Source organism: Streptococcus cristatus ATCC 51100 (genome assembly GCF_000222765.1).
Taxonomy (GTDB): Bacteria; Bacillota; Bacilli; order Lactobacillales; family Streptococcaceae; genus Streptococcus; species Streptococcus cristatus.
Map to the genome: position 1 here is coordinate 143,004 of NZ_AFUE01000008.1, position 23,799 is coordinate 166,802.

Here is a 23,799-nt window from a genome sequence, read left to right on the forward strand (position 1 = left end):
GGCCAAATCTACTACAAGAGAGAAGACGATTTTAAGAGCATAGGATGAAGATTAACAGGTCTTAGCATAAAAATAAATATTTTTTCTAACTTTTATAGATAAAAATAAAAGAATTTCTAGCAGAATTGCTTGAATTGTGATACAATAAAGCGATTTGTGAAAGGAAATGATTGAATGAGTGAAAATGAGTTGAAAAATAACGAGAAAACAGAAAAGAACGGGATGAAACGAGGCTTACAAAATCGGCATGTTCAGATTATAGCCATTGCTGGAACCATCGGCACGGGACTTTTCTTGGGGGCGGGGCGCTCGATTAGTTTGACGGGTCCATCTATTATCTTGATTTACATGCTGACGGGGCTTTTCATGTATCTGATGATGCGGGCGATTGGGGAAATGCTTTACTACGACCCTGACCAGCATACCTTTATCAACTTTATTACCAAATATTTGGGAACTGGCTGGGGGTATTTTTCTGGTTGGTCCTACTGGATTTCTCTGATTTTTATCGGAATGGCTGAGATTACGGCTGTTGCCCAGTATGTGCAATATTGGTTTCCTGATTGGCCAGCTTGGATGATTCAGCTTGTCTTTCTAGCCCTTCTTAGCTTGGTCAATCTGATAGCGGTTCGAGTCTTTGGCGAGGTCGAATTTTGGTTTGCTATGATAAAGATTGTAGCCATCATTGCTTTGATTGCAACGGCTGTCTTTATGGTATTGACAGGCTTTAAAACGCCTCACGGAGTAGCTAGTCTTGGGAATATTGGCCGAGGTTTTCAGCTTTTCCCTAATGGCTTTGTAAGTTTTGTCATGGCTTTCCAGATGGTCTTCTTTGCCTATCAGGCCATTGAATTTATCGGGATTACCACTTCTGAAACGGCTAATCCACGGGCGGTCTTGCCAAAGGCCATCAAAGAAATTCCTTTGCGGATTGTCTTGTTTTACGGGGGTTCTCTCCTTGCCATTATGGCCATCATTCCTTGGGAAAAACTGGCAACGGCTGACTCTCCCTTTGTTATCGTTTTTCAGTTAGCGGGTCTCAAATGGGCGGCAGCCTTGATTAACTTCGTGGTTCTGACCTCAGCGGCCTCCGCACTGAACTCGACCCTTTACTCAACAGGCCGCCATTTGTATCAGATTGCCCACGATACGCCCAATCCTTTTCTTGAGAAAATAGGAGCTGGGAAGCTATCTCGGCAAAATGTTCCGCAGAATGCGATTCTGGCTTCGGCGACTACCATTGCCTTTGCGGCCTTTATCAAGATTCTTCCGGGAGTATCGGACTCCTTTGCTCTGATTACGGCCTCCTCATCTGGTGTCTACATCGCTATCTATGGTCTGACTATGCTGGCCCACCTCAAATATCGTAAGTCACCAGATTTTATGGCAGATGGTTATCTCATGCCAGCTTACAAGTTTCTCAATCCTTTGACCATGCTCTTCTTTGCCTTTGTCTTTGTCACTCTTTTCTTACAAGAGTCAACTGTGGTGGGAGCGATCGGTTCAGCTGTTTGGATCGTCGTCTTTGGTCTTTACAGCCAGTTCAAATTCCGAAAATAATCCCTTTTTAGGAAAAATGTATTTTCTCTCAGTCCAGCTGGCTGAGAGATTTTCTTTTTAGTTGTTTCATTGGCTGTTTGGGGTATAGGTATTTGGCTGAGAAAATGGTATAATGAAGAAAGAAATAATGTAAAACGAGGCTGAAATGTTAAATATTCAAGAAATTAAGAAGAATGCTGGCGGCTTGCAGTTCGACCAAGAATTTGATTTGGCGCAAGAGCTACAAGAGCGTAATCGTGAAGTGTTAGATATCCAGAAGATCGTGGCTAGAGGTCAGGCTCAGTATGAAAATGGGTTTTATTTTTTGGATTACACCTTGACCTACAAGATTACCCTCGCTTCTAGTCGCAGTATGGCTCCAGTTGATAGGGAGGAAGCCTACACGGTTCATGAAGTCTTTGCTTCTGTCGAAGATGGCTCTGTGCAAAAAGATTTGCTGGAAGATGATTTGGTTCTACCATTTGAGGGGGATTCGATCGATCTGGCAGCCAGTGTGGCGGACAATATTTTACTTCATATTCCGCTAAAAGTTTTGACTCCTGAAGAGGAAGCTGGTGCGAGTATGCCTACGGGAAATGACTGGCAGGTGTTGACGGAGGAAGACTACCAAAAGCAGCAAATGGAGAAGAAAGAAGCCAACAGTCCTTTCGCCAGTCTTCAAGGCTTATTTGATGAATAAAAGCGTCTAAAATCTAGCAGAATTCTGGAGGATTATCAAGGAAATCTCTTTGAATCTTCTTGAAATATGAGCGCAATTTTGTTACACTAGATAGAAAGACTGTGAAGGAGATATGATGACAGAACGAGGCTTGTTAATCGTCTTTTCTGGCCCCTCAGGCGTTGGAAAAGGAACAGTAAGACGGGAAATTTTTGAGAGTACGGACAATCAGTTTCAGTATTCTGTATCTATGACGACTCGTCCGCAGCGTCCTGGAGAAGTTGATGGTGTTGATTATTTCTTTCGCACTCGTGAAGAGTTTGAGGAGTTGATCCGTCAAGGGCAGATGCTCGAGTATGCAGAGTATGTCGGCAATTATTACGGGACTCCGCTCACTTATGTCAATGAGACCTTGGATAAGGGGATAGATGTTTTCTTGGAAATCGAAGTCCAAGGAGCTCTACAAGTCAAGAAAAAAGTGCCCGATGCTGTGTTTATCTTTTTAACTCCGCCAGATTTGGAAGAGTTGAAAGACCGTTTGGTTGGGCGTGGTACAGATAGTGCAGACGTTATTGCTCAGCGAATTGAGAAAGCAAAAGAAGAAATTGCCTTGATGCGAGAGTATGACTATGCCATTGTCAATGACCAAGTACCTTTGGCAGCTGAACGTGTGAAACGTGTAATTGAAGCCGAGCATTTTCGTGTGGACCGTGTCATCGGTCACTACCAAGACATGCTTCCTAAGGATGAAGCAGTCGTCCGTTAATAAAGTTAGAAATTAGGTAAATAGTTATGATGTTAAAACCGTCTATTGATACCTTGTTGGACAAGGTACCGTCAAAATATTCTTTGGTTATCTTAGAAGCTAAGCGTGCCCATGAGCTAGAAGCTGGCGCTAAGCCAACTCAAGATTTTAAATCAGTGAAATCAACGCTGCGAGCTTTGGAAGAAATTGAATCTGGTAATGTTGTGATTCATCCAGATCCAGAAGGAAAACGCGAAGCAGTTCGCCGTCGTGCGGAAGAAGAACGTTTGCGTAAAGAAGAAGAAGAGCGCAAGATCAAAGAACAAATTGCCAAAGAAAAAGAAGAGGGTGAGAAAATTTAAGGTTGGGGTTACTCAATCTTATTTTTCGTTTAGGGAAAGCGGGGTGAGAGTGTGAAAGTTGCCAAGGTTATTGTCGATGTTCCTCTGATGCAGACGGATAAACCATACAGCTATGCGGTTCCAGAGGAGTTTTCTGGGATGCTAGAAGCTGGGATGCGGGTGCATGTGCCTTTTGGCAAGGGCGGTCGGTTGATTCAGGGGCTGATTGTTGGCTTGTCTGATGAGAGAGTTGAAGATTTGGCGGGGCATATCGGAGAATTGAAAGATATTGCTGAAGTTCTGGACTTTAGGCCGGTTCTCAATGCGGAGCAGCTCTGGCTAGCTGACCAGCTGCGACAGTCTGTCTTTTCCTATAAAATTTCCATCCTGAAGGCCATGTTGCCGAGTCTTCTTAATTCCAGCTATGACAAGTTGCTTTATCCAACGGAGCAGCTTTCTTCTGAGGAGCGGCAGGCCGTTTTCGGTCAGGAAGCTAGTCTTCGTTTTTCTGATCTGGACAAGAAAAGTCAGTCCAAGCTCATGCGGCTGACTCAGGCTGGTAAGATTCGTTTGGAATACCAAGCGATCGACCGCAAGCATATCAAGACTGAAACTTGGTATCATGTGAACAGAGAGAAATTGACTCAGTTCTTGCCTTCTACCCGAGCGAAAAAGCAGCAGGAGCTTCAGACTTATCTGCTGGAAAATCCACAATCAGGTCTTTTCAAAGACTTACGAAAACTCTTTTCACCTGCAGTCGTCAATATTTTCTTAGAAAAAGAGCTTCTTCATACAGAGGAGAGAGAGGTCAGCCGGTCTGCGGCGCATTTCCAGAAGGAGCGACAGGATAAAAAGCTGGTTCTCAATGAGGAGCAGGCAGCTGCGGTCACTGCGATTTGTGAAAAAATCGGCCAAGCTGACGCTCAGCCCGTTTTGCTAGAAGGAGTGACGGGGAGTGGCAAGACCGAGGTTTATCTGAAGGTGATTGAGGAGGCTCTAATCCAAGGAAAGACTGCGATTATGCTGGTGCCGGAAATTTCTCTGACTCCTCAGGTGACCGATCGCTTTATTTCGCGCTTTGGTGACAAGGTGGCTATTTTGCATTCTGGTCTATCTGACGGTGAGAAGTACGATGAGTGGCGCAAGGTGGAGCGGGGAGAAGCTCAGGTCGTTGTCGGTGCGCGTTCGGCCATCTTTGCCCCCTTGACAAATATCGGAGCCATCATCATTGATGAGGAGCATGAGTCCTCCTATAAGCAGGATTCCAATCCTCGCTACCATGCCAGAGAGGTTGCTCTCCTGCGAGCTCATTACAATCAAGCTGTTTTAGTGCTGGGTTCGGCGACTCCGAGTTTGGAAAGCAGGGCCAGAGCCAGCCGTGGCGTCTATGACTTTTTGCAGCTGACCAAGCGGGCTAATCCGCTGGCGCAGATTCCTCAGGTTCAAGTGGTGGACTTCCGAGATTATATCGGGCAAAATGAAGCCAGTAATTTCACTCCAGTCTTGCTAGAAGCTATTCAGGATCGTCTGAATAAGGGCGAGCAGACGGTTCTCATGCTCAACAGGCGAGGTTATTCTAGTTTTGTTATGTGTCGAGAATGTGGCACGGTGGACACCTGTCCCAACTGTGATATTTCTCTGACCTTGCATATGGATACCAAGACCATGAACTGCCACTACTGTGGATTTACCAAGGATATTCCGCAAGCCTGTCCTAATTGTGCCAGTCGCAGTATCCGCTACTATGGTACGGGAACGCAGAAAGCCTATGATGAGCTGACGACTCTCTTTCCAGAGGCTCGCATTCTGCGGATGGATGTGGATACGACCCGAAAAAAAGGGAGCCACGAAGAAATCCTAGAGGCCTTTGGTCAGGGACAGGCAGACATTCTGCTGGGAACTCAGATGATTGCCAAGGGACTGGATTTTCCTAATGTGACCTTGGTCGGTGTGCTTAATGCAGACACAGCGCTGAATTTGCCAGATTTTCGCTCTTCAGAACGAACCTTTCAGCTGCTGACTCAGGTAGCAGGTCGGGCAGGTCGGGCTGAAAAAGCTGGGCAAGTCTTTATCCAGTCTTACAACCCGCATCACTATGCCATTGACTTTGCCAGAAAGCAGGATTACGAAGGCTTTTACGCTTATGAAATGGGAATTCGACGGCAGTTGGGCTATCCGCCTTATTACTATACAGTCGGGCTGACCCTATCCCACAAGGATGAGGAAATGGTAGTCAAGAAATCTTATCAAGTTATGGATATTTTACGGAGTGGCCTGTCGGACAAGGTGCAAATTTTGGGTCCCACACCCAAGCCCATTGCTCGAACCCATAATCTATACCACTATCAGATTTTACTGAAGTATCGCTTTGAGGATGACCTGCAAGCTACACTCAATCAGGTTTTGGAATTAACGCAGCAAGCGGAAAACAAGGACCTGCGGCTCAGTATTGATAATGAACCCCAGAATTTTATCTGATGGCGAAAGTGAGCGAGAGCTATCAGCTTTGCTCGCTTTTTTGATATAATAGAAAGAAAAACAGTTGCAGGGGACAGGATTCTGCGACAGATTTGAGGAAATGACAGTGAAATTAATTTTTATGGGAACGCCTGACTTTTCAGCAACGGTCTTAAAAGGCCTGCTGGAAAGCGAACAATATGAAATTTTAGCGGTGGTCACTCAGCCAGACCGAGCGGTGGGCCGCAAAAAGGAAATCCGCATGACACCGGTCAAGGAAGTGGCTTTAGCTAACGGCTTGCCAGTTTACCAACCAGAAAAGTTAGCTAAAAGCGCGGACTTGGAAGAGATTATGAACTTAGGGGCTGACGGCATCGTGACAGCAGCCTTTGGTCAATTTTTGCCTAGCCGCTTGCTGGACAGCGTTAACTTCGCAGTGAATGTCCATGCGTCTCTCTTGCCCAAATACCGTGGCGGAGCACCTATTCATTATGCCTTGATAAATGGTGACCAAGAAGCTGGTGTGACCATTATGGAGATGGTCAAGGAGATGGATGCTGGTGATATGATTGCCAGTCGAGCAACAGCCATTGAAGAGTCTGATAATGTCGGAACTCTCTTTGAAAAATTAGCTGTGATTGGTCGCGATCTTCTTTTAGAAGTCTTGCCAGCCTATGTAGCGGGAGAGATTCAAGCTCATCCTCAAGATCCAGAGCTGGTAACTTTTTCACCCAATATCAGCCCAGAGCAAGAGCGGATTGATTGGACAAAGACTAGTCGCCAGATTTTTAATCAGGTTCGGGGCATGAATCCTTGGCCGGTGGCCCATACCCTGCTAGCTGGTCAGCGCTTCAAAATTTACGAAGTTAGCCAAGCGGAAGGCAGTGGTCGTCCGGGTGAAATCTTGACAATCAGCAAGAAAGAATTAGTGGTCGCAGCTGGTCAGGGAGCCCTTTCTCTAAAGACGGTGCAGCCATTCGGCAAGCCCAAGATGGACATCAAGGACTTCCTCAACGGTCTGGGTCGAAGTTTAGCAGTAGGTGATGAATTTGGAAAGTAAGCAAAAAAGAGCCCGAGAGCTTGCTCTGGAAATTCTGGAAGAAGTCTTTGAAGAGGGAGCTTATTCCAATATTGCCCTTAATAAGGCGCTGAAACAGAGTGCCCTCAGTTCAGCTGATAAAAGCTTGGTTACGGAGCTGGTCTATGGAACAGTCGCTCGCAAAATTAGTCTGGAATGGCAACTGGCTCATTTTGTGGAGGATAGAGACAAGCTGGATGCTTGGCTTTATATCCTGCTTGAGCTCAGCCTCTACCAGATGCTCTATCTGGATAAAATCCCCCAGCATGCTGTTGTCAATGAAGCTGTTGAGATTGCAAAAGGCCGCAAGCGTGGCAGTGAAAAATATGTCAATGCGATCCTGCGGAAAATCGAGCGGGACGGTGCGGCCGATCCGATTACTATCAAACGCAAGAATAAGCGCTACTCAGTCCAGTATTCTCTGCCGGTCTGGCTGGTCAAGGTGTTGATTGACGAATACGGGGAGGAACGCGCGGAAGCCATCTTTGCTAGTCTCTTTGAGCGCAACAAGGCCAGCATTCGAGTGACGGATGTGGCTCGAAAGGAAGAAATTAAAGCCGTTTTGAATGCGGACGATTCGCTCTTGGCACCTTCAGCCTTGGTCAAGAAGCAAGGTCATTTTGCTGGTCATGAGTTTTTTGAAAAAGGCTTGATTACTATTCAAGACGAGTCTAGCCAGCTGGTTGCTCCAACCTTGCAGATTGAGGGCTATGAGCAGATTCTAGATGCCTGCAGTGCGCCAGGTGGCAAGGCTGTGCACATGGCTTCTTATCTGACGAGTGGTCAGATTACAGCCTTGGATCTTTACGTTCACAAGCTGAACTTGATTCGTCAAAATGCAGAACGGCTAGGCTTAGCAGATAAAATCACCACTAAAAAACTGGATGCGACCAAGGTGTTTGAGACTTTTGGACCTAATGCATTTGATAAAATCCTAGTGGACGCTCCCTGCTCTGGCATCGGCTTAATTCGCCGTAAACCAGACATTAAGTACAATAAAGAAAACGCTGATTTTGAAAATTTACAAAAAATTCAGCTGGATATATTAGACAGCGTTTGTCAAAGTCTACGTAAAGGTGGTATAATAACTTATAGTACTTGCACGATTGTGTCTGCAGAGAATTTTGAAGTAGTTAAGAAATTTCTAGAAAGACACCCAAATTTTGAGCAAGTTAGACTAGAACATGAAAGAGAAGATATCGTGAAAGACGGCTGTATCTTGATTACGCCGGAATTATACGGAAGCGATGGATTTTTTATCAGTCAATTTAGGAAGATATCGGACTAAGAGGAGGAAACTGACAGTATGGAAATTTCAATATTAACAGATGTTGGTCAAAAGCGGACAAATAATCAGGATTATGCCAATCTTTTTGTAAATCGGGCTGGCAAGACCATGATTATCTTGGCTGATGGTATGGGTGGTCACAGAGCTGGTAACATTGCCAGCGAAATGGCTGTAACAGACCTGGGTGCTGCATGGGTTGATACTCAGATTGACTCAGTGAACCAAGTCCGTGAATGGTTTGCAGAGCATTTGGAACAAGAAAATCAGCGGATCCATCAATTTGGTCAGGACGAAGAATACAAGGGCATGGGCACGACGCTAGAGGCCTTGGCCATTATTGGTAATCAAGCCATCTATGCTCATATTGGTGATTCTCGCATTGGCTTGATTCGTGGTGAGGAATATAGCCAATTAACTAGTGACCATTCACTTGTTAATGCTTTGCTCAAGGCTGGACAGATTACACAAGAAGAGGCGGAACGCCATCCGCAGAAGAATATTATCACTCAATCTATCGGTCAAAAAGACGAAGTGCAGCCTGACTACGGCATGATCACGTTAGAAGATGGTGATTACCTTCTGCTCAACAGTGACGGTCTGACTAATATGATTTCAGACAGCGAAATTTATGATATTGTCACTAGCGATATCAGCCTATCTGAAAAAACTGAAACCTTAATTCGCTTTGCCAACAATGCTGGAGGGCTGGATAATATCACAGTTGCTCTGGTTCGTTTTGACAAGGAGGAACAGGAATGATTCAAATCGGCAAGATCTTTGCCGGGCGATATAAAATCATCAAACAGATTGGCCGTGGAGGCATGGCAGATGTCTATCTAGCCCGAGATCTGATACTTGATGGTGAAGAGGTTGCTGTAAAGGTTCTTAGAACCAATTACCAGACAGATCCTATTGCAGTTGCCCGCTTCCAAAGAGAAGCCAAAGCAATGGCGGACTTGGATCATCCTTACATTGTCCGGATTTCCGATATTGGAGAAGAAGATGGTCAGCAATATTTGGCCATGGAATATGTGTCTGGGCTTGACCTTAAGCGCTATATCAAAGAAAATTCTCCACTTTCAAACGAAGAAGCAGTCAGAATCATGGGGCAAATCCTACTGGCTATGCGCCTGGCGCATACACGCGGGATTGTCCACCGTGATCTAAAACCACAAAATGTCCTCTTGACACCAGATGGCGATGCTAAGGTAACAGATTTTGGGATTGCCGTGGCTTTCGCTGAGACCAGTCTGACTCAAACCAATTCGATGCTGGGCTCGGTGCATTATCTCTCGCCAGAGCAGGCACGGGGCTCCAAAGCCACTGTTCAGAGCGATATTTATGCCATGGGGATTATTTTCTACGAGATGTTGACAGGACATATCCCTTATGACGGAGATAGTGCTGTGACGATTGCTTTGCAGCATTTCCAAAAGCCCCTGCCTTCAATCATCGCAGAAAATCCGAATGTTCCTCAGGCCTTGGAAAATGTGGTCATTAAGGCAACGGCTAAAAAGCTGAGCGATCGCTATCAATCCGTTGCAGAGATGTATGTTGATTTGTCCAGTAGCTTATCCTATGACCGTCGAAATGAAAAGAAACTGGTCTTTGATGATGGGGCCAAGGCAGATACTAAAACTTTGCCAAAAGTTCCTCCAATTCCTCAGTCAGCTCCAAGTCCTGTCGCAGAAGCAGTGGCTCCTAAAGCTGCGGCTGATGTGAAGAGAGAGGCCCCTGTTTTAAAAGCTCCAGTCAAAAAGCCGAAAAAACGTCATTTAAGAGCTAGATACAAAGTTATGTTTTTAGCTATTCTCTTAGTTTTTGCAGCCTTCTTCTTTCTGATCTACAAGAGTCCTGCCAATACTACGGTTCCAGATGTAGCAGGACAAACAGTGGCAGAAGCCCGTTCGACCATTACTGCTAAGGGTCTTGAGGTAGGAGAAATCAAGGAGGACTACAGTGATAAAGTGGCGGAAGGTAAGATCATCAAGACAGATCCACCAGCTAATAGTCAACGTCGTGAAAACAGTAAAGTGGATTTGATTGTCTCCAAAGGAGCAAAAACCTTTACGGTAGAAAATTATGTAGGTAAGAAGTCCTCAGAGGCGATTGAAGATCTGAAAAGCACTTACAATATTCCTGAGAAGCTGATCAAGATTGTAGAAGAAGAAAGTTCTGATGTTGAAGAAGGAGTGGTCATCAGCCAAACCCCAGCTGCAGGCTCTTCTTATGATGTGACGTCAAATAAACAGATTACTCTGACAGTTGCTAAAACAGTGACTACTGTTCCAATGCCGGACTTTGGTCATCTCCAAGTTTCGTATGCTTATGCGCGGTCCTATCTGATGGAGATGGGAATTGCTTCGTCTCGTATTGAGCGAGTGATTGATCGCTCCGTGGAGTCCAGTCAAGCTGATTTGGTGACATCCCAGTCTCCAGCAGCTGGTCAAGGTATTAAATTGAAATCAAATACCAAGATTACTTTCTACGTGACAGACGGTACGGTAACAAGTTCTTCTAGTACAAGCGAACGTTCATCGTCGTCATCGCCTTCCAGCAGCACCACGAGTGAGAGTGAAAGTCATTCTAGCTCTTCCAGCAGCTCTACAACAGCATCGACGGACCATCAATAAGGCGTCTAGCTACAGTTATTCTATCTAGTCTATTTTAGACTTTGTAGAGAATTAGAAGTATATCCCTTGATTTTCAAGGCAGACTATGGTATAATCATTTTAGTGAATATAAAAGAGAGGCGAGGAAGTATCTTCGCCTCTTGTCTGTGAGGAGGTGCAGTCTTATCGCAACAATTGTTGAATTAGTAAGAGAAGTCATTGAGCCAGCCATACAAGAACCCTATGAATTAGTAGATATTGAATACGGCAAGATGGGCGGTGACTATGTTCTCAGTGTTTTTGTAGACAAGCCCGAGGGGATTACGGTCAATGATACAGCAGATTTGACCGATATTATCAGTCCTCTGTTGGACTCTATCAAGCCCGATCCTTTTCCTGACCAGTATTTTCTGGAAGTGACTAGCCCAGGCTTGGAGCGTCCGCTGAAGACCAAGGAAGCTGTGGCAGCTGCAGTTGGAAGCTATATCCATGTCAGTCTTTATAAGGCACTGGATAAAAATAAGGTTTTCGAAGGAACTTTGCTTGGATTTGAAGACGACGTCTTGCTCATGGAATATATGGATAAAACACGCAAAAAAGAAGTTGAAATTCCATATAATCTAGTGTCAAAAGCAAGATTGGCCGTTAAATTTTAGTAAAAAATCGTAATATAATGAAGAAAGGAATACTTTTGCTTCAGCAAAAGTTACATGAAGATGAGTAAAGAAATGCTAGAGGCCTTCCGTATTTTGGAAGAGGACAAAGGTATTAAAAAAGAAGATATTATCGAAGCAGTGACAGAATCCCTTCGCTCTGCTTATCGTCGTCGCTACGGTCAGGCAGACAGCGCAGCCATTGAGTTTAATGAAAAAACAGGTGATTTCCATGTCTATACTGTCCGTGAAGTCGTGGACGAGGTCTTTGACAGCCGCTTGGAAATCAGCCTCAAGGATGCCTTGGCTATCAGCTCTGCCTATGAGCTAGGAGACAAGATCAAGTTTGAAGAAGCGCCAGCTGAATTTGGCCGGGTAGCAGCTCAATCTGCTAAGCAGACCATTATGGAAAAGATGCGCAAGCAAACTCGTGCTATCACTTACAACACCTACAAAGAACATGAAAATGAAATCATGTCAGGAACAGTGGAGCGCTTTGACAATCGCTTTATCTATGTCAATCTTGGTAGCATTGAAGCACAATTATCGAAGCAAGACCAGATTCCTGGTGAGGTCTTTGCCTCTCATGACCGTATCGAAGTTTTTGTCTACAAGGTAGAAGACAATCCGCGTGGTGTCAATGTCTTCGTTAGCCGTAGCCACCCAGAAATGATCAAGCGCCTGATGGAGCAGGAAATTCCTGAGGTTTACGACGGAACTGTGGAAATCATGAGCGTGTCTCGGGAAGCGGGCGATCGGACCAAGGTAGCGGTTCGCAGCCACAATCCAAACGTGGATGCGATCGGAACCATCGTCGGACGTGGTGGTGCCAATATCAAGAAGATTACCAGCAAATTCCACCCAGCCAAATACGATGCCAAAAGTGGCCGTATGATTCCGACTGAAGAGAATATCGATGTCATCGAATGGGTTTCCGATCCAGCCGAGTACATCTACAATGCCATTGCTCCAGCTGAGGTCGATCAAGTTATCTTCCATGCAGAAGACAACAAGCGAGCACTCGTTGTTGTGCCAGATAATAAGCTTTCTCTAGCTATCGGCCGTCGTGGTCAAAACGTTCGCTTGGCAGCTCATTTGACTGGCTTTAGAATTGACATCAAGTCAGCCAGCGAATTTGAAGCAATGGAAGCAGCCAACGAGCTTGGTGGATTTGGACAAGATTACGTACCAACCGAAGTAGATGCTCCTTCAGCAGAATTTGAAGCGGAAGAGCTGAATGATACAGAAGTGGCAACTGAAATTGAACTCGAAGAAAGTGAAGCAGTAGCCGCAGAATAAGGGAGGCAGATATGGCAAAAACAAGAAAAATCCCTTTAAGAAAATCAGTTGTGTCAAATGAAGTGATTGACAAGCGTGATCTGTTGCGCATCGTCAAGAATAAAGAAGGTCAGGTCTTCATTGATCCGACAGGCAAGGCCAATGGGCGGGGCGCTTATATCAAGCTAGATAATGAAGAAGCTCAGCAGGCCAAGAAAAAGCGGGTCTTTAATCGTAGTTTCAGTATGGAAATAGAAGAAAGTTTCTACGACGAGCTGATTGCCTATGTCGATCACAAGATCAAGAGAAGAGAGTTGGGTCTTGAATAAAGAAAAACTAGCAAACTTGCTGGGTTTGGCCCAGCGGGCTGGCCGCATCATTTCAGGAGAAGAATTGGTCATCAAAGCCATCCAAGAAGGCAAGGTTCATCTGATCTTTTTAGCTGAGGATGCCGGACCAAATCTGACAAAAAAGATTACTGATAAAAGCCATTATTACAAGATAGAAGTGTCAACCGTGTTTTCAACACTGGAATTAAGCACTGCGATTGGCAAAGCTCGTAAAGTAGCCGCCATCACAGATGCTGGTTTTACAAAGAAAATGAGGTCTCTTATGCAATAGAAGAGGAGGACAAGAATTGTCTAGAATTAGATTGTACGAAATCGCAAAAGAATTGGGGAAGGAAAGTAAAGAGGTAGTAGCTCGGGCTAAGGAATTAGGCCTAGAAGTCAAAAGCCATTCTTCCAGTGTAGAAGAAGAAGCAGGTCAGCGCATTAAGGCTAGCTTCGCAACTAAAGAAGTTGCTAAGCCTCTTCCAGAGAAAGAAGTGGCAGTCCAGCCCGCACCCAAAAAAGTAGCTGAGAAACCTGCTGCTCCAGTCCAAAAAGAAGTGGCCCCTGTTAAAAAAGAAGAGCCAAAAGTAGCCGACGCACCGGCAGCTGAAGCTCCTGCTAAACCGGCTCCAGCTCGGCCACAAAGTCGAAATTTTAAGGCAGAGCGTGAAGCACGTGCCAAGGAACAAGCAGAGCGTCGTAAGCAGCAACAAAATCGGAAACCACAAAATTCTGACCAGAAGGAAAGCAATGAGCGTGATCGTCATGACCGCAAGGCCAACAACGATCGCCAAGAGCGCCGTAATGACCGTCGTGATAATCGTGGTCAAGATGGCCGTCGGAATGGTCAGAATCATCAAGGATTTAACGGTCAGAACCGCCAACAGCCTCAAGGGCCGAAAATTGACTTTAAGGCTCGGGCAGCAGCTCTGAAAGCAGAGCAAAATGCGGAGTATGCCCGTTCTAGTGAGGAGCGTTTTAAACAGGCTCAAGCAGCTAAAGAGGCACATGAACGCCAGAATAGACGAAAAGAGCCAGTCCAAGCAGAGACAACAACTGCTGAAGTATTTAAAGCTACTCCAGCTGAAACAGTCCAACAGGCTGCTCCTGCACCAGCACAAGCTGCGGTAGATACTCGTCGTAAAAAGCAAGCTCGACCAGATAAGAAGCGCGATGATTTTGATCGCGAAGAAGAAGGTCCAAGAAAACAACAAAAGAATCGAAATAGTCAAAATCAAGTGAGAAATCAAAGAAACAGTAACTGGAATAACAATAAGAAAAATAAAAAAGGAAAAGGTAACCAGAATCAGGTTCCAAAACCTGTTACAGAACGCAAGTTCCATGAGTTGCCAAGCGAATTCGAATACACAGATGGCATGACCGTTGCGGAAATCGCAAAACGGATCAAGCGCGAGCCAGCTGAAATTGTTAAGAAGCTCTTTATGATGGGCGTGATGGCAACGCAAAACCAATCTCTTGACGGTGATACTATTGAGCTCCTCATGGTGGATTACGGTATCGAAGCTAAGAAGAAGGTAGAAGTGGACACAGCTGATATTGAGCGCTTCTTTGTTGAAGAAGGCTACATCAATCCAGATGAATTAGTAGAACGTCCGCCAGTTGTCACTATCATGGGACACGTTGACCATGGTAAAACAACCCTCTTGGATACTCTACGTAACTCTCGCGTTGCGACAGGTGAAGCAGGTGGTATCACTCAGCATATCGGTGCCTACCAGATTGAGGAAAATGGCAAGAAGATTACTTTCTTGGATACACCTGGACACGCGGCCTTTACTTCGATGCGTGCGCGTGGTGCTTCTGTTACCGATATTACCATCTTGGTCGTAGCAGCTGATGACGGTGTTATGCCTCAGACTATTGAAGCGATCAACCACTCTAAAGCCGCTAATGTGCCAATTATTGTGGCCATCAACAAGATCGATAAGCCAGGTGCCAATCCTGAGCGCGTAATTGGTGAATTAGCTGAGCATGGTGTTATGTCAACTGCTTGGGGTGGAGATTCTGAGTTTGTTGAAATCTCAGCTAAGTTCAACCAAAACATCGATGAACTTTTGGAAACAGTTCTACTTGTAGCAGAAATTCAAGAACTCAAGGCAGATCCGACTGTTCGCGCTATCGGTACGGTTATCGAAGCACGTTTGGATAAAGGAAAAGGTGCAGTTGCAACCCTTCTCGTCCAACAAGGTACGCTGAATGTTCAAGATCCAATCGTTGTCGGAAATACCTTCGGACGTGTTCGGGCTATGACCAATGACTTAGGTCGTCGTGTCAAAGTGGCAGGTCCATCTACACCGGTTTCTATCACCGGTCTCAATGAAACTCCGATGGCAGGTGATCATTTTGCCGTCTATGAAGATGAAAAAGCTGCGCGTGCGGCTGGTGAAGAACGTGCTAAACGTGCCCTTCTCAAGCAACGTCAAGCTACTCATCGTGTCAGTCTGGAAAATCTCTTTGATACCCTCAAAGCCGGTGAAGTCAAGTCTGTTAACGTCATTATCAAAGCCGATGTACAAGGTTCTGTAGAAGCCTTGGCTGCTTCCTTGCAGAAAATTGAAGTGGAAGGCGTTAAGATTACCATTGTCCACTCAGCGGTTGGTGCTATCAATGAATCCGACGTAACTTTGGCAGAAGCTTCAAATGCCTTTATCATTGGATTTAACGTTCGCCCTACACCGCAAGCTCGCCAGCAAGCAGAAGCTGATGATGTAGAAATCCGTCTTCACAGCATTATCTATAAGGTTATCGAAGAAATGGAAGATGCCATGAAAGGAATGCTGGACCCAGAATACCAAGAAAAAATCATCGGGGAAGCCCTTATCCGCGAAACTTTCAAAGTTTCCAAGGTTGGTACTATCGGTGGATTCATGGTTATCAATGGTAAAGTTACCCGTGATTCTAAGGTTCGTGTCATCCGTGATGGCGTCGTGATTTACGACGGTCAGTTGGCTAGCTTGAAGCACTTCAAGGATGATGTGAAAGAAGTCACTAACGGCCGCGAAGGTGGTCTCATGATTGACGGCTATAACGATATCCAAGTGGATGATACGATTGAAGCCTATATCATGGAAGAAATCAAGAAATAAGAGAATTCCGCCGAAAACTTCCAGTGAAAAGCATATTGGGTGGAAGTTGATACTTCTATCCCAAGCACCTTTTTCGCAAAGAGTTTAGAGCAAATTTCATTCAACTAAAACTAAAAATATGAGAGTGGGACAGAAATCGGTCATTCGTTAGAATTCGATTTCGTCGTCCCACCTCCGCACAGTTGAGTAGGGCTGTAAAAGCTGATGAAATCAGCGTAATAGAGCCCACTCAACCACTGCGTCTTGCTCGATAATCCAAAGACAATTGAGAGGCTAGGACTTTTGTCCCAGCCTCATATTGCAGAAGAAAAAATTAGAAAGGAAATCCTATGGCAAATCATTTTCGTACCGACCGTGTAGGAATGGAAATCAAGCGTGAAGTCAATGAGATTTTGCAAAAGAAAGTCCGTGACCCACGTGTCCAAGGTGTGACCATTACCGATGTCCAAATGCTGGGCGATCTGTCTATGGCCAAGGTCTACTATAGTATCATGAGTGACTTGGCTTCGGATAATCAAAAGGCACAGCTGGGCTTGGAAAAGGCAACCGGTACCATTAAGCGTGAACTGGGCCGAAACCTCAAGATGTATAAGATTCCAGATTTGACTTTCGTCAAAGATGAGTCTATTGAGTACGGTAATAAGATTGATCAGATGTTGCGCAATTTGGAAAAACACTAATAAGAAGAGTGAGATGGGGCAGTGTTTACGAGTCCTATCTCATTTTTATTTTTGAAAAGACTTTTAAAAAGTTTTGAAAAAAAGGTGTTGACAAGTGGAGATTATCCTGTTATACTAGTAAAGTACTCAATCGCGGGGATGGCGGAATTGGCAGACGCGCAGGACTAAGGATCCTGTGACCGCTTTAGGTCGTGAGGGTTCAAGTCCCTCTCTCCGCATAGGATTAGCTGACTTCGGTCAGTTTTTTTTGTTTTCTCAAAGAAGCTGAAGATGTCTGAATTCAAAAATTACTTGGGAATTACTTAAAATTTCAGGAAAAACTAGCAATTTTAATGAAAAAGTGATAAAATAAACAATGTAAGTGGTTCATTCCACAAAAAATTAGAGGAGGCCTATTACAAATGGCAATCGTTTCAGCAGAAAAATTTGTCCAAGCAGCTCGTGACAATGGTTATGCAGTTGGTGGATTTAACACAAATAACCTTGAGTGGACTCAAGCTATCTTGCGCGCAGCAGAAGCTAAAAAAGCACCAGTTTTGATCCAAACTTCAATGGGTGCTGCTAAATATATGGGTGGTTACAAAGTTGCTCGCAACTTGATCGCTAACCTTGTTGAATCAATGGGTATCACTGTACCAGTAGCGATCCACCTTGACCATGGTCACTACGAAGATGCACTTGAGTGTATCGAAGTTGGTTACACTTCAATCATGTTTGACGGTTCACACCTTCCAGTTGAAGAAAACCTTAAATTGGCTAAAGACGTTGTTGAAAAAGCACACGCTAAAGGTATCTCAGTAGAAGCTGAAGTTGGTACTATCGGTGGTGAAGAAGACGGTATCATCGGTAAAGGTGAATTGGCTCCAATCGAAGACGCTAAAGCAATGGTTGCAACTGGTATTGACTTCTTGGCAGCTGGTATCGGTAACATCCACGGTCCTTACCCTGCAAACTGGGAAGGTCTTGACCTTGACCACTTGAAGAAATTGACTGAAGCTCTTCCAGGTTTCCCAATCGTATTGCACGGTGGTTCAGGTATTCCTGATGATCAAATCCAAGCAGCGATCAAACTTGGTGTTGCGAAAGTTAACGTTAACACTGAATGCCAAATTGCATTTGCTAACGCAACTCGTAAATTTGCTCGTGACTACGAAGCAAACGAAGCAGAATACGACAAGAAGAAACTCTTCGACCCACGTAAATTCTTGGCTGACGGTGTCAAAGCTATCCAAGCATCTGTTGAAGAACGTATCGACGTATTCGGTTCAGAAGGTAAAGCATAAGAAGCTTGCAAAAGCTTGATATAACGGGGTTTATCCAATTTGGATAAACCTTTTTTCTTTGTTTTGCCACACTTATTTAGTTAACGAATCTAATACAGGAATAATGAGATCTTTTGCTTTTTGTGTAAGGTGCAAATAGATATCTGTAACACGACTTCCTCGTGTGTGCCCAACACGATCTTGAATTGCTTCGAGTGGAATTCCTTGCTCATCTAAAAAACTGATACGTGTGTGACGAAAAATGTGAGTTGAAATATGCTTATTGAATCTTTGGTTCGATATTTTAAATATAGGAAAAATAAATTTTAAAAATACTAATTAAGAAAATATTGAAATAATAGTAATTGAACATATGGTATAATAAAATGAAATCAAGTGCTGGTAACACATCTAACCTAAATCTAAACAGTATAAAATTACGAGGAGATTATAAGATGAACGATTATATAAAATTCAATGAAGATAGATGGAATAATGTAAAAAATGACTATACTGAGCCATTGACACATGAAGAATTAGAAGAAGTTAGAAAACATCCAATTTCTGTTGCCTTAACTGTTGGAAAAAAAGTTCCGAAAGAATGGTTTGAAAAAGCCAACGGAAAAAGATATTAGGGTTAGCTTGTGGTGGTGGACAGCAGGGTCCCGTTTTCGCTGCAAAAGGTTATGATGTAACCATAATGGATTTTTCTAAATCGCAATTACAAAGAGATGAGTTGGTTGCTAAAAGAGAAGGCTTAAAGATCAATACCGTTCAAGGCGATATGACAAAACCATTTCCATTTGAAGATGAAACTTTTGATATTGTTTTTAATCCAGTTTCAAATGTATATATAGAAGATTTAGAAAACATGTATAAAGAAGCCTCTCGAGTATTGAAAAAGGGCGGTTTGTTAATGGTCGGATTTATGAACCCTTGGATATACATGTATGATGCTGACACTGTATGGGATAAACCCGATGAGGAATTACTTTTAAAGTTTTCAATCCCTTTTAATTCAAAAGAGCTTGAAGAGGAAGGCAAGATAACCATAAATCCAGAATATGGATATGAATTTAGCCATACCTTAGAAACTCAGATTAGAGGACAACTTAAAAATGGTCTCGCTATGATAGATTTTTATGAATCATGTGATAAAAGAAATAGATTATCACGTTATGGAAATGACTATATAGCTACACTCTGCATTAAACTATAATATTATAGAATATACTTCAGGAGAATAGCCCGTTTTATTTTCCGTAAGGGTTAAAATCTAAATCCCAGTTTGTCGAAATAAAATAATTAAATAAAATGATAGAGAGGAGGTAAAAGCAAATAGCCGCTATTTCCTTTTTTGTTGTCAAACATTCAAAAAAGAAAAGGAGAATTTATGGAAGAACTGAAAAATACAGATAAAAAAGGCAGTAGCACAAAGAGAAAGATTGGAAAGACCACCTATGAGGTTGTTGTCCATTTCAATGAAAATACAACTGAAACAATGCAAGATAAACTTATAAAAATAATGCTGAGGAAGCTTAGGAGACAATTGGATGAAAAAAGATGATTTTGATTAAAAAGCCTTTGACAAGTAGCAACAGGAAAAACAGCAAAGTCTATTCTAATTTCATGTGGTGCAAGGCTTGCATAATATAGGAAATATAAACGAATAATCAGGCTATAGATAGAAAATCTCGCTCCAGCGGGATTTTTCTTGTATAATGAAGCTAGAAAGTAGCTGATGGAGGTAAAGAAAGGTTGAAATGCAAGGAAAAAATGTTTAGCGCTGTTATTGATCGGCCGGTCGGTTTTAAAGATTCTTTTGGGAATGTCTATCCGATTAATTATGGCTATATCCCTGAGCTGATGGGTGGAGATGGCGAAGAGCAGGATGTGTATATTGTTTCCCATGACCAGCAGCAGCCTCTGGAAAATTTTACAGGAAAGCTGGTTGCTATCATCCATCGGCGTGATGATACAGAAGACAAGTGGGTTTTGGCTCCTGTTAATGAGGAGGTTGACAAAACTTTGATAGCAGAGCAGACTCAATTTATGGAGCAGTATTTTGATTTCTGGATTGAGATGGTGGAAGAGACCGCTGATTCAAATCCTTAATATCCATGATAAAGACCAGAAATCGGCTCTTGTTAGCGCTGTTCTAACTGGTTTAGCTTAATAATGAAAATCTATATTCGATTAAGCTTTCCTCAATATCAGATAAAATTGCAAGATGGTCAGCCACGAAAAAAATCGCATGGATGAATCTGAAATGATTGGTCCATGCGATTTTTATATTTAAGAGGCTATCGTAAGCAAAGGTTTATCTAGCAGAATAGAAATCTTTACGCTTCTTTCTTTTTGAGTAGGATGAGACCACTGCTTGTAGCCAGAAGAATCGTTGCAACTGTAAAGAGAGCAGAGTTTTCCTTGCTTCCTGTTTGTGGGAGCTGGGCCTGCTGAGTATTTGTTACTTTTTGAGCTGTAGCGATAGGCTGTGCTTCGCTTGTTTTCTGAGCAAGGCTTTCTAATCGCTCTTCTTTCGCTTTCGGAGTTGTCGGTTTGTCGGCTGTTTTGCCTGTTTGTTTTGGCTGAGGTTTTTGGTTCAAAATTTCAACAATTTCGACACTTGGTTTGTGAGTGACAGGCATATCTTTCAGCTCAGCCAATTGATCGCCAAAGACAGCGTTCGATACCCAACGGTAGAAGTGAATGGTATGTAGACGATTGGTTGGATTTCCAGCATAAACGAAGAGTGGATGTTCCTTGTAATTACCAGAAATAGCAACGATTTTATTGGCTAATTTTTCGTTGCCTGGCCACCAGCCTGCAATGTAATAGTCACTGTCTGCAATAGTCGCCAAAGTCTTGAAGTTGGCAGGAGCTTTTGCGATCCAGTTTCCAGAATTAGAATAGAAGAGATCATTCTTCTTATAGCCGCTAGTCAATGGATCTTTGTCGTCTATAATAGCCTTCATCAGACCTTCAAAATCGCTACCGCCGGAGAATCTTTCCGCATCAAATCCATCTAGAACACCCAGTTTTTCAAGGCGTTGCATAGCAGAGCCACCCACTACAATGGTTGGTTTGCGACCAAGAATAGACTTGTCAAATTTGTTGCTTTCAAGGACGATGACATCAGCTTCATCAGGCGTATCGACAATATCAAAGCCTAGATTTTTCAGTGCCAGAGCGGTATGAGTAGGTGAGTCCACTCCTGCCCAGTAGAATTGATGAGGGGGTGCATAGACCTTCAGTGCTTTTAAGCTTGGCCCTTCCGGAACCTTATACAAGGCATCTCCATAAATAGCATAATCACCTAAAAGATTTGCAAAGGTTGATGTATCAACGATATAGCCATCTTCTGTCAGATAGACCTTCTTACCTTGGCGAATAGCTTGGTTGACAGCTTTGACTGCGCTGTCAGATGTATTAGCGATGACATAGTAAGGTGCTGAGTAGTTGATATCGCGCGTCCGAGTAGCACGGAGAGCAGTGACTTCGCCGAGTTTGCCATCAAAGAGTTTATCTTTAAAGATAGGTTCAGCTTTAAAGCCTCTCATATCTGGGAAGTTTACCAAAAGTTCAGCATACATGGCAGCCCAAGCAGATTCGTTTGAACCTTTATAGAGGATATGGTTGGCATAGCCACGCTTAGCTTGAGCCATATCGACAATTAGGTCGCCCTTCTTATAGTTGCCAACATCTTCCTTCAATTCTTGAATGACAACACCATTTCTCTTGAAGTATTCAATCATATTAAAGGCTTGTTGGGAATCATTGTCTTTGTCGAGCCCCATAGGGATGACATAATAGTCAGGGAAGAATTTTTTCTGACCGTTTTTCACCCGTCCAACAACCTTGCCATCAGGTCCGACCAACTCATTTTCGGCTTTTGGATCTTCAACCTTGTTGATGCCACGGAGATAGAAGTTGAGGCGCATTTCCATGAGCTTGTCAGGGTTTTGGGACAGGTAAGAGATACCTCCAAGGACGGCGTGATAGCCAGCCTTATAGGATTCCTGATTGCCCTCAGGGATTTCAATGGTATGACCTAATATGCCGTGGTACATGGCATAGACACCAGTGTAGCCTGAGAAGGAGTCATCCCAGCCATCGCCCCAGTCTAGTTTAGGGATGATATAGCTGTCATACTTAGAGTTAGCGACGCCGGCACGTCCCATGTGGTGGGCGTTTTCCAACATATTTTTTGACAGAAGGTCATATTCAAAGTTTGGATCGTGCGGCGGTGTCGCTGGCTCGATCAAGAATTCTTTAACGAATCCATGAATGTCATAAAGAGCAATTGGATTCCATTTGTTAATGAGTCCGGCTACAGTACGGGTTTCTGGGTTGGCCTGATAGCTAGTGTCGCGGTTTGGATCGATTCCGTTGGCAAGAGCACGCGTATTGGCAACATCTCCGTCAGGATTTTCAGTAAAGTCAAAGAGGAAAATAAATTTCTTGAGGAGTTCTTTGACATTGAGGGTGATATTTTTAGCAGCACCGTTGGCATCAGTTGTTTGGAAGGAAATTTGCTCTTTGGTCGCAAAAGTATTGAAGAGTCCAGTGATGATGTCAATAGCTGGCTGTTCGTCAGCGTGGGTGTTATTGATAAGGACTGGAAGTTTATAGTCCAGCGTACTATTTTTTAGCGCAGCTAACATTTCAGCTGGTTTAGTAAGGGCAACTTTATTGGTTGTGTTGAGATAGTCGTCAATACTCTTTTGGTCGGAGCTGATGATACCGAGCTTGACGTCACGACCTTGGGCACTCTTTCCGATGTTCTCAATCTGTACCAAGCGATCCGTTTTAGCATCTTGTCGACTCTTTTCGATAGCTGCCAGCATTTCATCGTGGGTATGGAAATCTTCGTAAGGTCGCAGAACGATGTTCTTGCGAATAGTCAGGCCAAGATCTTCGCTGGTTCCGACTAATTCATGACTTCCCATAAAGTTGCGGTAGGTCCTACGGATATTGTTTGGTGTCCGCAGGCTTAAGTCTTGCCCAAATAATTCATTAAATTTTAGGGAAACTTTTAGGTCGTTTCCATCAGCTTTTTCTTCGACAGTGACAAATGGATCACCTGTGAAGCTTCCATCATCCATTTTCCAAGTTTTCCACTCGCTAATCGGCTTGTTATCCAGTGTCCAAGTGATTTTACCAGCTTGAGCCCCCTGCTCTTGAATAGTTTCTTCAATACTAGCTTTTTCGGACATGTAAACCTTACTGTCGGCAAGCTGAACCTTGTTTTCTTGGGAGCTAGCTGCACGGACTTCTGTTTTAGTCGTAGTGTCCAGTTTTTGGGTAGTTTCAGCTGCTTTTTCCTCTGACGCTGTGGAAGGAAGACTTGGAGACTTGCTGTCGGTAGCTTCAGATGGGCTGCTTTTTTCCAGTGGTTCAGCTTGTGGAGTAGTCGAAGGTTCTTCAGCCTTATCTGTACTTGCAGGTGTAGGCTGCTCCACAAGAGTACTGATTTTGCTGCTGTCTTGAGGAGGTTCAGCAGGGTTAAGCGTATCAGCTGCCGCATTTCCTTGAGCTAAAACAGCTAAGAGAACCGCAGCGGATAGGCTGAGGGCTTGAGTATATAAGCGTTTCTTATAAGAATTTTTCATAAGAAACCTCCTTTTTAATGTGTTCTTTAAGTTTAGTATAACAGAGTTTGAAACCGTTTACAAATAAAAAACATAGATAAAAAATAAACTTCTAACAAAAGGATGAGATATGTGTAGTTTCTGAAGAGTATTTGAG

20 protein-coding genes, 1 tRNA gene and 1 pseudogene are annotated in these 23,799 nt (G+C 43.7%); 20 read left to right on the plus strand and 2 right to left on the minus strand.

Annotated features, from left to right (window positions below; all coding sequences use genetic code 11):
* The first annotated feature begins 174 nt into the window (after nucleotides 1-174).
* The 17 genes from HMPREF9960_RS07415 (at nucleotide 175) to HMPREF9960_RS07495 (ending at nucleotide 18,072) form a co-directional block, all read left to right on the plus strand.
* Nucleotides 175-1,560, plus strand: a complete 1,386-nt coding sequence (locus tag HMPREF9960_RS07415; protein WP_005590940.1) for an amino acid permease — start codon at nucleotides 175-177, stop codon at nucleotides 1,558-1,560.
* A 145-nt stretch (nucleotides 1,561-1,705) separates the two neighbouring features.
* Nucleotides 1,706-2,239: a DUF177 domain-containing protein gene (locus tag HMPREF9960_RS07420; RefSeq protein ID WP_005590939.1), complete on the plus strand. Its 534-nt coding sequence runs from the start codon at nucleotides 1,706-1,708 to the stop codon at nucleotides 2,237-2,239.
* A gap of 112 nt (nucleotides 2,240-2,351) precedes the next feature.
* Nucleotides 2,352-2,984: a guanylate kinase gene (gene gmk, locus HMPREF9960_RS07425; protein ID WP_005590938.1), complete on the plus strand. Its 633-nt coding sequence runs from the start codon at nucleotides 2,352-2,354 to the stop codon at nucleotides 2,982-2,984.
* Nucleotides 2,985-3,010: 26 nt separating this feature from the next.
* On the plus strand, nucleotides 3,011-3,325 hold the full coding sequence (rpoZ, locus tag HMPREF9960_RS07430; protein WP_005590937.1) for a DNA-directed RNA polymerase subunit omega: 315 nt from the start codon (nucleotides 3,011-3,013) through the stop codon (nucleotides 3,323-3,325).
* 51 nt (nucleotides 3,326-3,376) lie between these two features.
* Entirely contained in the window at nucleotides 3,377-5,782 is a 2,406-nt protein-coding gene (locus HMPREF9960_RS07435; protein WP_005590936.1) for a primosomal protein N', read from the plus strand.
* Between the two features lie 100 nt (nucleotides 5,783-5,882).
* Nucleotides 5,883-6,821 carry a methionyl-tRNA formyltransferase gene (gene fmt / locus HMPREF9960_RS07440; RefSeq protein WP_005590935.1) on the plus strand — a complete coding sequence of 313 codons (939 nt, stop codon included), beginning with the start codon at nucleotides 5,883-5,885 and terminating at the stop codon, nucleotides 6,819-6,821.
* The gene (gene rsmB, locus HMPREF9960_RS07445) at nucleotides 6,811-8,127 is read left to right on the plus strand and encodes a 16S rRNA (cytosine(967)-C(5))-methyltransferase RsmB (RefSeq protein ID WP_174263565.1); all 1,317 of its coding nucleotides are present in this window, start codon (nucleotides 6,811-6,813) and stop codon (nucleotides 8,125-8,127) included. The genes fmt and rsmB overlap by 11 nt, the downstream gene beginning before the upstream one ends.
* An 18-nt stretch (nucleotides 8,128-8,145) precedes the next feature.
* Complete coding sequence (locus HMPREF9960_RS07450) at nucleotides 8,146-8,886, plus strand: Stp1/IreP family PP2C-type Ser/Thr phosphatase (RefSeq protein WP_005590932.1); 741 nt, start codon at nucleotides 8,146-8,148, stop codon at nucleotides 8,884-8,886.
* Nucleotides 8,883-10,760, plus strand: coding sequence for a Stk1 family PASTA domain-containing Ser/Thr kinase (gene pknB, locus HMPREF9960_RS07455; protein WP_005590930.1), 1,878 nt, complete (start codon nucleotides 8,883-8,885; stop codon nucleotides 10,758-10,760). The genes HMPREF9960_RS07450 and pknB overlap by 4 nt, the downstream gene beginning before the upstream one ends.
* A 146-nt stretch (nucleotides 10,761-10,906) precedes the next feature.
* The gene (gene rimP, locus HMPREF9960_RS07460; RefSeq protein WP_037586333.1) at nucleotides 10,907-11,395 is read left to right on the plus strand and encodes a ribosome maturation factor RimP; all 489 of its coding nucleotides are present in this window, start codon (nucleotides 10,907-10,909) and stop codon (nucleotides 11,393-11,395) included.
* 60 nt (nucleotides 11,396-11,455) lie between these two features.
* The gene (nusA, locus tag HMPREF9960_RS07465) at nucleotides 11,456-12,691 is read left to right on the plus strand and encodes a transcription termination factor NusA (RefSeq protein ID WP_303620869.1); all 1,236 of its coding nucleotides are present in this window, start codon (nucleotides 11,456-11,458) and stop codon (nucleotides 12,689-12,691) included.
* Nucleotides 12,692-12,702: 11 nt separating this feature from the next.
* Nucleotides 12,703-12,999, plus strand: coding sequence for an RNase P modulator RnpM (rnpM, locus tag HMPREF9960_RS07470; RefSeq protein ID WP_005590927.1), 297 nt, complete (start codon nucleotides 12,703-12,705; stop codon nucleotides 12,997-12,999).
* A complete protein-coding gene (locus tag HMPREF9960_RS07475) occupies nucleotides 12,992-13,291 on the plus strand; it encodes a YlxQ-related RNA-binding protein (RefSeq protein ID WP_005590926.1) in 300 nt (99 codons plus the stop codon). Before rnpM ends, HMPREF9960_RS07475 begins: the two co-directional genes overlap by 8 nt.
* Nucleotides 13,292-13,307: 16 nt before the next feature.
* On the plus strand, nucleotides 13,308-16,109 hold the full coding sequence (infB, locus tag HMPREF9960_RS07480) for a translation initiation factor IF-2 (protein WP_005590925.1): 2,802 nt from the start codon (nucleotides 13,308-13,310) through the stop codon (nucleotides 16,107-16,109).
* A gap of 329 nt (nucleotides 16,110-16,438) precedes the next feature.
* Nucleotides 16,439-16,789 (plus strand): 30S ribosome-binding factor RbfA, encoded by a 351-nt coding sequence (rbfA, locus tag HMPREF9960_RS07485; RefSeq protein ID WP_005590924.1) that lies wholly within the window; start codon nucleotides 16,439-16,441, stop codon nucleotides 16,787-16,789.
* A gap of 132 nt (nucleotides 16,790-16,921) precedes the next feature.
* Nucleotides 16,922-17,007: transfer RNA gene (locus tag HMPREF9960_RS07490), tRNA-Leu, on the plus strand.
* A gap of 183 nt (nucleotides 17,008-17,190) precedes the next feature.
* Entirely contained in the window at nucleotides 17,191-18,072 is an 882-nt protein-coding gene (locus tag HMPREF9960_RS07495) for a class II fructose-bisphosphate aldolase (protein WP_001018995.1), read from the plus strand.
* Between the two features lie 72 nt (nucleotides 18,073-18,144).
* On the opposite strand, the gene HMPREF9960_RS10135 is transcribed toward HMPREF9960_RS07495, so the two are convergent.
* On the minus strand, nucleotides 18,145-18,372 hold the full coding sequence (locus HMPREF9960_RS10135; protein WP_111705376.1) for a tyrosine-type recombinase/integrase: 228 nt from the start codon (nucleotides 18,370-18,372) through the stop codon (nucleotides 18,145-18,147).
* Between the two features lie 134 nt (nucleotides 18,373-18,506).
* On the opposite strand from HMPREF9960_RS10135, the pseudogene HMPREF9960_RS07500 reads away from it, so the two are divergent.
* The 3 genes and pseudogenes from HMPREF9960_RS07500 to HMPREF9960_RS07510 all read left to right on the plus strand — a co-directional run bounded on the left by HMPREF9960_RS07500 (nucleotide 18,507) and on the right by HMPREF9960_RS07510 (nucleotide 20,166).
* Nucleotides 18,507-19,270 (plus strand): annotated as a pseudogene (locus HMPREF9960_RS07500) (class I SAM-dependent methyltransferase).
* Nucleotides 19,271-19,444: 174 nt separating this feature from the next.
* Nucleotides 19,445-19,618, plus strand: coding sequence for a transposon-encoded TnpW family protein (locus HMPREF9960_RS07505; RefSeq protein WP_005590922.1), 174 nt, complete (start codon nucleotides 19,445-19,447; stop codon nucleotides 19,616-19,618).
* A gap of 209 nt (nucleotides 19,619-19,827) precedes the next feature.
* A complete protein-coding gene (locus HMPREF9960_RS07510) occupies nucleotides 19,828-20,166 on the plus strand; it encodes an inorganic diphosphatase (protein WP_005590921.1) in 339 nt (112 codons plus the stop codon).
* A 227-nt stretch (nucleotides 20,167-20,393) separates the two neighbouring features.
* Here the strand turns inward: HMPREF9960_RS07510 and HMPREF9960_RS07515 are convergent, their stop codons facing one another.
* On the minus strand, nucleotides 20,394-23,663 hold the full coding sequence (locus HMPREF9960_RS07515; protein WP_005590919.1) for an LPXTG-anchored zinc carboxypeptidase: 3,270 nt from the start codon (nucleotides 23,661-23,663) through the stop codon (nucleotides 20,394-20,396).
* Between the last annotated feature and the right edge of the window lie 136 nt (nucleotides 23,664-23,799).

Bases quoted from the DNA above. Each gene is read 5' to 3' on its own strand.
- HMPREF9960_RS07515 (WP_005590919.1), bottom strand. From the start codon at position 23,663: ATGAAAAATTCTTATAAGAAACGCTTATATACTCAAGCCCTCAGCCTA.
- rbfA (WP_005590924.1), top strand. From the start codon at position 16,439: ATGGCAAATCATTTTCGTACCGACCGTGTAGGAATGGAAATCAAGCGT.
- rpoZ (WP_005590937.1), top strand. From the start codon at position 3,011: ATGATGTTAAAACCGTCTATTGATACCTTGTTGGACAAGGTACCGTCA.
- HMPREF9960_RS07505 (WP_005590922.1), top strand. From the start codon at position 19,445: ATGGAAGAACTGAAAAATACAGATAAAAAAGGCAGTAGCACAAAGAGA.
- fmt (WP_005590935.1), top strand. From the start codon at position 5,883: ATGACAGTGAAATTAATTTTTATGGGAACGCCTGACTTTTCAGCAACG.
- HMPREF9960_RS07420 (WP_005590939.1), top strand. From the start codon at position 1,706: ATGTTAAATATTCAAGAAATTAAGAAGAATGCTGGCGGCTTGCAGTTC.
- pknB (WP_005590930.1), top strand. From the start codon at position 8,883: ATGATTCAAATCGGCAAGATCTTTGCCGGGCGATATAAAATCATCAAA.
- HMPREF9960_RS07510 (WP_005590921.1), top strand. From the start codon at position 19,828: ATGTTTAGCGCTGTTATTGATCGGCCGGTCGGTTTTAAAGATTCTTTT.
- nusA (WP_303620869.1), top strand. From the start codon at position 11,456: ATGAGTAAAGAAATGCTAGAGGCCTTCCGTATTTTGGAAGAGGACAAA.
- HMPREF9960_RS07495 (WP_001018995.1), top strand. From the start codon at position 17,191: ATGGCAATCGTTTCAGCAGAAAAATTTGTCCAAGCAGCTCGTGACAAT.
- gmk (WP_005590938.1), top strand. From the start codon at position 2,352: ATGATGACAGAACGAGGCTTGTTAATCGTCTTTTCTGGCCCCTCAGGC.
- rnpM (WP_005590927.1), top strand. From the start codon at position 12,703: ATGGCAAAAACAAGAAAAATCCCTTTAAGAAAATCAGTTGTGTCAAAT.
- HMPREF9960_RS07450 (WP_005590932.1), top strand. From the start codon at position 8,146: ATGGAAATTTCAATATTAACAGATGTTGGTCAAAAGCGGACAAATAAT.
- HMPREF9960_RS07415 (WP_005590940.1), top strand. From the start codon at position 175: ATGAGTGAAAATGAGTTGAAAAATAACGAGAAAACAGAAAAGAACGGG.